We start from the raw sequence: 8,263 nt of genomic DNA, 5'->3' as shown, positions 1-8,263 counted from the left end.
CGGATTCCAAATCCGCGTGTTGGGAGTTCGAATCTCTCCACCCCTGCCACATCTTCCCTTAGGGGATATGAAAAGCCTCAACTTCGGTTGAGGCTTTTTGCCATCTAGTATTATGAAAAATAGAGATTTTCAGATCTCCTACCTATCAACCCCATCAAAAGCTCATCAGAAACGGTCATAAAGCCTCTCCAAAACACTTCCTGTACATATCCTGAACTTCTAGCTTCAACCTCGTGGTGAGCTATATAGCGATGAATAGCGCTTGCGTGTACCTAGGGTGAATATTGCCAACAAACACCTTTCATAGAAATACGCGACGGATATGGTCTATATCCGGTATTTATAGACAAACACCCAATGCCTCTATAAATTTCAAAAGGTAGGTGTATTTTAAAGTGCAGAGATGGTTTCCTTCAAAAAGTTAAAGGTTGAAAATATGAATGAAAATTTAAATGTTCGCTCTATGTTGGTTGATAAAACTACGGGAAAGTATATTAAAGCCATTGACGAGGTGGGGTTAGATGACTTCGTCCATTGTTTAACAAGATCAAAAGAGCCTTCATATACGATTCCCGATTTTCAAAAACTTATTGATTATCAACATGAGCATTTAAATACGCTACTTCAGTCTTATCGTGATGAGGAGTTACAGGTTAAACGGAACCAAGTCTACAATGTCTGGATGAGATTGAAGTCCTTGACTAATGATAATCTTAAAGTACCGGTGGTGTGTGATGTAATGTCAAAATCGGAAGAGGTTTCAGGGTGGTTACATTTTAGAATGAAGAGACTGGTTGACGAATACCACGGCAATAATCCTTTTCAAGCTTCCTTTAATGGGAAGTGGTATGAACAAAAAACAGCTTTAAAGTCTATTCTTGCCGAAGTTGAAGCTTTTATAGAAGTAATTCTTTGTAATATACATTCTACCAGCTCACTCGATATAGCATCTTTACGCCACGATACAGTAATAACAGGACATTGTGTTGTTGTATATGAGTTACTAAAGATAATGGTTCAAAAGGAACTAAGTCATAATGGACGGCAAGTTGGTCACGATAGTTTTATTTACCATCTTATAATGGAAGATGTGGGTATCAATCCAGATGCTTTCCTGAATCTTATCTATGATGACGTCACCCCTGACTTAATCAAGAGTAAACTTTTGGAAAGTACAGAAGTAACAAATCAAGAAGAGCAGTGGGGCAATAGTCACTATAGAGTTAAATCTTTCAGCTACTCGTATGCTATTGCCGATGAACACCTTATCGATAGAGTGAAAGAAATCTCTTTAGTTTTGCAGAGAATTGCTTCAATTCTCGAATTGTTGAAGAGTTTAAAAGGGAATGACTATAACTTCGACAAGCAAGGCTCAAGAACTGCAGAGTTTGAACAAGACTTCGAGCTTCTTTGTAGCGAAAGACTCTCTGTATGAAGCGGTGAGTTTGCAGCTAATAGAACTTACGTGCTAGACGGATATTAAACGGCGAACTTAGATCATCGTTTATCTGATGTGTCTTGCATGGGTATGTTGTTAAGCTCTCAGAGATAAATCTCAGTCCTTGTTATAGCAATGTAGGAGTGTTGCCGATGTTTGTTTCTTGATGTTGTAGTGATGATTAGAAGTGAGATTACAACGCTGAGCAACACGAGAATGACGGCAATATACTATTGCTAAAGACAGTATCTGAGATTTATCCCTGAGCCCCTCGATATTAACCGTCACAGTTGCTTGCTCTGAACTATGGTTGCTGGCTTAAAGTCTCTGTAATTTCTTTCAGCATATTAATGATAAAGTCAGCATAGCTTTGCCTGTTAGAGTCTAATGATAGATAGCTGAGATCTTCAGGTGTCAGATTCTTAAAGTTGATTTGAGGTTCTGCGTAGATACCTATTGGCATTGAACTCCATTGATATGAGTTTGTGAAATTTTCAGTTTTCTTCATGATATCTATGTACTCTTGAGAATCTGAACCGTTTTCACAATATAAGCCGAAGTAAATATGATGATCTTGTTCTACATAGATATATGTATCTTGGTAACCTTTTAGTTTTACACTGACAGCAAGGTATTTAGAGTTCTTTCTGTTTTCGACATACCTATTGATTAAGTCTCTTGGGTTCTCCTGCATTGTGACAGTATCTTGATGTAATTCATAAAACTCACGTTTCGCACCATCTGCAATTTTGTTCCATATATCGACTTGAATATCTGTTAGTACTTCCTGATACGCACTGAGAAGGTCAGGGACTCTAGCTAAGTTATTGTCAGTACGCAGTAATGTTTTCAATTCATCCATGTGATCTTTACTCTCAATTTTGTTGGTGATCTTACTTATGATGTCTAGATATTGAATACACGCTTCACGTAAAGGTGCGTCTCTGGCTGAAACTTCTGTACAACGGGTAATCCATTCGTAGATATGATTCTCATAACTGGCGAGAATGATATCTTCTTTAACTTTCTTAGGAAGATCTGCTGTGCTTTGCTCGCTAGGTTCATAGCCTGTTCGAGTTAAGTAGATGAGCTTGATATTCTTATATCCCTCATCTTTCATTTTTTGATAGTAGTTTGATAACTGCTTCTTTTGGTCGGAAGCGTAGATCTTGTTTTCAATTACAATTGCGGTGTCTCTACTGCGTATCAAGATGTCTATATTTTTGTATTCAATATCGACGGTAATACTTTGTCCCTGTTCGATATTTAATATGTCTTTAAAGTGTTGTAGAAATAGTTTAAGGAAGGTGTTGTGATGACTGTGGCTTCCATTAGGGTTAAGCATATCGGCTAGAAATCTTGAATGTAACCTGACTTCATCAGACTCTGAACGTAAAACCCTGAAAAGGTTGTATTCAGGTTTTTTAGTGTATTTTTCATGTAATAAGTGGACGTATTTGAAAAAGTGGTTATTCATCATATTGAAAGTTCTTCAGCTTAGGCCGTTTTTAACCGTAAAGTTAAATTGAGAAAACTTATATTAATTCATATGGTTATGATAATTATGTGAGTTGACCATGAAAAAACAGTTTTATTTTACAACCGCTACTATAAAGGCATTGAAGAGTAATTCAGCTGAGTCGAAAAGTAGTGATATTGAGTATTCGGATACTGGTGTAATTGGTTTAAAGGTGCTCGTTGGACGTACTGGAAATCGACGCTTCCACCTACGTTATGTATCACCAGTGAGCCGGAAGAAATCAAGCATCACCATTGCCAGGTGGCCAGATTTATCGGTAGAAGAAGCAAGAGCTAAAGCGCGTAAGCTCAAAGTACAAATCGCTGAGGGTATTGATCCAAAGATTGAACGAGACTCTCGCTCTGCTGTTGTGATGCCTGATGTTTTCACCTTCTTCCACGAGACCTATTTGCCTTGGGCGAAAACCCGTAAGAAGTCATGGAGAGATGATGAAACACGGTTCTTGCGATGTAAGTCTATCTACAAAATCCCCATGGATAGGCTCTCAGCACACGCCATCATGAAGCTTCAGTCCCACCTCACGACTGAAACCTATAAGGGTAAACCCTACTCCGTTGGAACTAATAATCATGTTATCGCGTTAGTTAAGGTGATTTGCTCACTGTCTTCTAAGGTTCTTGATACCCCAAACCATGCGACTAAGGTTTCTTTGATGCCTGTTAATAATGCTCGGACTCGTTTTCTCGATGTGAACGAGACAGCTCTACTGATAAAGGTTGCTAGAACTTACTACTGTAAGGTTAAAGGTAATCTGATTGCATTGCTGTGGTTAACAGGTTGTCGAATATCTGAGTTAATGGAGAGGCAATGGAGTGACGTTGATTTTGATAATCGTACACTTTTCATCAAAACGACCAAAAATAAGAAACCCCATTTAGTCTATTTATCGCCACTGATGTTGGAGTTACTTTCTGAGCTTCAGGACTTAAAACAACCAGGGAATCCACATGTGTTTCCCGGTAGTCGAGAAGGGACGCATATATCACCGCCACGTAAAGCTTTGAGGTTGATACTGGATCGTGCTGGTATCGACCCTGAGGGGGTTGTTTTCCATACTGCGAGGCATTCAGTAGCGAGTAATCTACTGAACTCTGGTATGGATGTTACGTCTGTTCAGCGCGTCTTGAATCATGCTGATATGTCGAGCACGCTTTTTTACCGAAAATTTGATAGGGCAGCGCTAGAACGTGGAGCGAATGCCTTGTCTGATATGGTCGAGAGAGCCAGTGAAAATCTAGTGTTACCCGAATATAAAGCAGATTGACCTATATATTCTATTAACGATAGCCCCTGAATAGTTAGTTCTATTCAGGGGCTTTTTTGTATCTGGAATTTAGATGGAGAAATTCAATGAAAGTTGTGAAAAGCCTTACTGATGCTGAACGGTTGGAGTTGCCTTTACCGATTAAAGAGCAATTGATGCATCAACTATTGCTTCCTTGGTCTGGTGACCGTGATGAGGCTGAGAAATTTTGGGAGGAAGTTTCCACCTGCCTGATCTTGATTGAGCGAGGTGATACTGATCAAGACTTAGCTGACGTAGATGAAGATACCGAGGTCATTCTGTCTTATGCGATAGAAAACCCTGAGTTTGTCATTTTGCTACCAGACAAGACAGAACCCTATGTCTTGGCGTGCTGTGTCCATGCTGACGATGGGAGTGGAAGTTTTGTTATGGGTTCCACGAGTAACGCTACCCAAGCGATTAAAACGTTAATTGAACTGGCTGAATAAGGAGAATTTTGTATGAGCCAAAAAGTTGAAAAGGCGAACGAGGTCGATTCGTTCACTATTGTTAAAGGAGGTCAGAGTCCAAAGCTCAGTCCTAAGTCTGAGAGCTTTCTAGAGTACCAGATTGCCTACAAAGAAGATGATCAGGAGTTCTATATACGTGTTTCTAAAAACTCGTCGTCGGGGTTGTTCTCGAACAGCTGGGTGCGTCTTGAAACTATCTTTACACTGCTCGATGATCAGGTAGGTAAAACCCTCAAGTCAGCAGCGTTGAAGCCAGTAATAACAGGTGGAAGTAGTAATTCGTGTGGGTTCTTAGCGGCTATCCTGCGAACTATCTCTATCCTCGATCCTGTACCCGATAATGTGTTCTTACATCAGGTGTCTGAGCGCTATGAAGTGGTGAAGACTGAGCTTCGAGCACTAGCCTCTAACCCTGACTAATCTTTCATACCTAGCCTCGTCCTGAGGCGGTTTACTTAATTATTACAACGAGAATTTATTATGAACTTAACTCTTCAATTTGATGTTGAGCGATTTTTGCTACCGATTAGCATAGACCTTCAAAATGCTTTAAACCGTATTTGTAACGAGTCGGAAAAGGTGTCGTCCTCAACTCAAGTAATAACGATAAATGTTAGAAATAGAGCTTACTCAATTGAGGATGGAGGATACCACCCTGTCGAGGTTCGTATCACTAGGCTTAACGACTTATGGGTTTTTAACTACATCACTGACTTTAGTTACTGTGGATTGATGCCTGAGCTTGAGAAAGAAATCGACTTTGATTTTGGTCATGGTGTGGCTTACATCCGTTACATGGGTGAAGTTCCCATTACTGAATCCAGTGTCGCTGAGTTCTATTCGATGTGGGAGAGTAATTTTCTGTCGTATTTATCGATGGACTGCTTCGATGAAATTAAGGTAATGGCGGAAGATGCATAGCGCTTATTAGTGTTGTGATGAACAGGAACTTGACCGGAGCGAGTAAAGGAAAAATGCTCTGTGGTTTTGTCCTGTTCATCAATTCATGCAGATGAATGTGTGATGGGGTATTAGCCCTTAATTGATAAACCTAACACAAGGATTGTACATCCGTCGCACCGTGTTGGAACGTTTATGTACTGATGGAAACTCCCATTGCGTCGGTGGCAATGGGAGGGAATTTGGTGGTGCTAATTTGAAAAGTGTTATCTAGCGGATAATGATTTGGTGAGATCTTATCGGTGCCTCAGCTATAAAATTACTGATAAATATGTCATTAATAGTACCCAGCCCGGTGGCAGGTTATTATTCTGTTTAGTTACGTTCGCTGAAAAACAGCATCGTTTTGAGTCTTCCCTTAACTGGTATTGGTTCGAAGTTTGGTAAAACACCCCAGTTCCCATACCTAACATAGAAAGCTTAAAAAGCGCTGTATAGTGGTATCTTGATGACATGGAGCGACTACAACAGAGAGCAGAAACAACATTATGTCTTGGTGGTTGCATTTCATCTCAACGAACCATCAAAAAAACCAACGACGTACTTCAATTAGCTCACTGCCTTCTACTTGGTTGAGTCTAGATACGCTTGGAGCTCTTGCTTCAACAAGTAACGTATCCAGTCAGGTGAGAGCACTTCGACATCAGGTAGCCACGTTTTAAGTTGACGTAGTAATTCTGGAATGTTCTTGGTTTGGTGATTAATGAACACATCCCCTGAATCTAGCTCTTTCAATACTCGGAAGTCATCAGCGTTACCTTCATTTAAGAAAGCTCCCACGCCTTTAGCGCTCATCTGTATAAGAACTTCAACGGTATTGAGTCGTTCATCTTCATATCCACAACCAGTTAGCTTCTGCTCAACGCTAGGGTCAGGAGAGTATTTATCCTCGTAACGCACTAACTCACGAATCTTAGCCACTCTGAGAGACTCTAGGCGGTTTCTTGCGAGCACATTCACGTCTCACTAATCGAACTCCTTCGGTCTAGTCAATTAATCGATATCTCATTTTCTTATGCGCGGTATCACCGCAACCATTTACGCAATTGATTCACTTTTTAATCTCACGATCCGTTCGAGTAGCTGACCGTGAATTCATCAATCCATTTAGGAAAATAAACATGAAAAAATTAGTAGTAACAACACTTTTAGTAACGAGTTTTGGTGCATCGGCAGGGCTGTTTAGCTCTGATCTGGATGACGCAATAGATACCGTTCGAGAAGGTAGTCCAGACGGTTGCCAGTATGCTTTTGGCGAGATGATTGACTCTGCATTCACTGATAAATCATGGAAGGCAGATAAAACTAAACCAGGTCGAATCTTCGTTGATATTGAAGGTGATGTGAACTTCAGTAATCAAGAGCAAAAAGCCTTTATGCAATTCGAAGTTGATGGTGATGAGTTCTGGCTCAATACGCTGAAACTGAACAATCGATACCAAAGTCAGATGATGACTCGTAGCTTTGCTAATCATTTATGCGATTCGGTTAAGTAAGCTCAATCAATTCATGTCATTTAGGCGAGGCGTTGTCCTCGCCTTTTTTATATCTAAAGGAAGGGTAACTATTATGGCGAAAACACATTTTCATTCGGAGCCGCAACAACGCTGGTTTAAGCCGAGCTTAACCACGGGAATTAAAGGTGCACAGTATGCGTCATTGCTTGGCAGTCGTGTTGCCGGGGCGAGGGGGATGGTAGCGTTTGGTGCGCTTGGATTTCTGGCGGGAGCTGTCATCGGTGGAGTGATTGAGGAGACAGATGTTATCTGATTATTTAAGAAGTGGAGATTACTCTGCTTCTTCTTTTTTTCTTACGTTGATGATTTAGAGTTCGTATTGACGACGGCTTCGATAGGTCGAGTTTAGCTAACATTAGAGATAAATTTCACAACCAGTGTTAGCAATGTAGAAGTGTTGCTGATGTTCGTTTCTTTATCTAGTCACGATGATTCACTTTGTCATTGCTGTGCTCATTCTGTTCTAAATTCAGCACTGTCCCATTGCACTAATATCAGGTTCTGAAATTAACGGTCTGGCACCAAAAAGTAGTCTTTTTCTATAGTCTTTTTCGACTTGAGTAAGCCCTTTAATCGATGTCACGCGCTCAGACACCTATATCGAAGGCCTTTACCGATTATCAAGTTTGCCTTGAATTTGAGAACTATACATTAACGGGACATTTTCGATATTTCGATTTTGTGCTGTCTTCAAAGCAACTAAATAAAGGTGAAAAAATGACACGTAAGACAAAGAAAAAGGGTTTTATCCAAGCCCCTGATGGAAGCTCTTTTGCAATGAAAGTAATTGCCTCGATTATCCGACTTGAAGACTTATTTATTCTTCTGGATGCGAAGGGACGACAAATCTCTTACACCAAGCTTTCAGAGAAAGAGGGTAGAACTGTTGCCGATGCTGATGCTTGTACTGATGAGGTGATCAACTCAGATAGCTTTATCAACCTAGGCAAAGGTAACCACGTTCGTTGCTCTACTATCGAGGCGGTTGAGACTTGTAATGGTCGAGCTCATAAAGGAATTCTGTTTCGTGGTGAGGGTGACGCGATACTGGGT

10 protein-coding genes are annotated in these 8,263 nt (G+C 40.4%); 8 read left to right on the top strand and 2 right to left on the bottom strand.

From position 1 onward, the window contains the following. Positions 1–436 precede the first annotated feature (436 nt). A complete protein-coding gene (locus WR49_RS18240; RefSeq protein WP_156155686.1) occupies positions 437–1,435 on the top strand; it encodes a hypothetical protein in 999 nt (332 codons plus the stop codon). Between the two features lie 307 nt (positions 1,436–1,742). On the opposite strand, the gene WR49_RS20825 is transcribed toward WR49_RS18240, so the two are convergent. Next, positions 1,743–2,918: a PDDEXK-like family protein gene (locus tag WR49_RS20825; RefSeq protein WP_052715044.1), complete on the bottom strand. Its 1,176-nt coding sequence runs from the start codon at positions 2,916–2,918 to the stop codon at positions 1,743–1,745. Positions 2,919–3,015: 97 nt separating this feature from the next. Between WR49_RS20825 and WR49_RS18230 the strand changes: the two genes are divergently transcribed. The 4 genes from WR49_RS18230 to WR49_RS18215 all read left to right on the top strand — a co-directional run bounded on the left by WR49_RS18230 (position 3,016) and on the right by WR49_RS18215 (position 5,654). After that, positions 3,016–4,242 (top strand): integrase family protein, encoded by a 1,227-nt coding sequence (locus WR49_RS18230; RefSeq protein WP_046224959.1) that lies wholly within the window; start codon positions 3,016–3,018, stop codon positions 4,240–4,242. Positions 4,243–4,328: 86 nt separating this feature from the next. Next, the gene (locus WR49_RS18225; protein WP_046224958.1) at positions 4,329–4,712 is read left to right on the top strand and encodes a hypothetical protein; all 384 of its coding nucleotides are present in this window, start codon (positions 4,329–4,331) and stop codon (positions 4,710–4,712) included. 12 nt (positions 4,713–4,724) lie between these two features. Then, on the top strand, positions 4,725–5,153 hold the full coding sequence (locus WR49_RS18220; protein WP_046224957.1) for a hypothetical protein: 429 nt from the start codon (positions 4,725–4,727) through the stop codon (positions 5,151–5,153). Between the two features lie 60 nt (positions 5,154–5,213). Beyond that, positions 5,214–5,654 carry a DUF2787 family protein gene (locus WR49_RS18215; protein WP_046224956.1) on the top strand — a complete coding sequence of 147 codons (441 nt, stop codon included), beginning with the start codon at positions 5,214–5,216 and terminating at the stop codon, positions 5,652–5,654. Positions 5,655–6,257: 603 nt separating this feature from the next. Here the strand turns inward: WR49_RS18215 and WR49_RS18210 are convergent. Then, positions 6,258–6,614 carry a WYL domain-containing protein gene (locus tag WR49_RS18210; protein WP_231574724.1) on the bottom strand — a complete coding sequence of 119 codons (357 nt, stop codon included), beginning with the start codon at positions 6,612–6,614 and terminating at the stop codon, positions 6,258–6,260. Positions 6,615–6,814: 200 nt separating this feature from the next. Between WR49_RS18210 and WR49_RS18205 the strand changes: the two genes are divergently transcribed. The 3 genes from WR49_RS18205 to WR49_RS18195 form a co-directional block, all read left to right on the top strand. Continuing rightward, complete coding sequence (locus WR49_RS18205) at positions 6,815–7,189, top strand: hypothetical protein (RefSeq protein WP_046224955.1); 375 nt, start codon at positions 6,815–6,817, stop codon at positions 7,187–7,189. A gap of 73 nt (positions 7,190–7,262) precedes the next feature. Then, positions 7,263–7,463: a hypothetical protein gene (locus tag WR49_RS18200; RefSeq protein ID WP_017099697.1), complete on the top strand. Its 201-nt coding sequence runs from the start codon at positions 7,263–7,265 to the stop codon at positions 7,461–7,463. 464 nt (positions 7,464–7,927) lie between these two features. Then, a partial coding sequence (locus WR49_RS18195) for a hypothetical protein (RefSeq protein ID WP_046224954.1) occupies positions 7,928–8,263 on the top strand: 336 nt, incomplete at its 3' end.

It is taken from the genome of Vibrio sp. ECSMB14106 (assembly GCF_000972265.1).
In the GTDB taxonomy this organism is placed as follows: Bacteria; Pseudomonadota; Gammaproteobacteria; order Enterobacterales; family Vibrionaceae; genus Vibrio; species Vibrio kanaloae.
The sequence above is the reverse complement of the archived record's forward strand: the minus strand, read 5'-3'. Positions and strand labels throughout refer to the sequence as shown.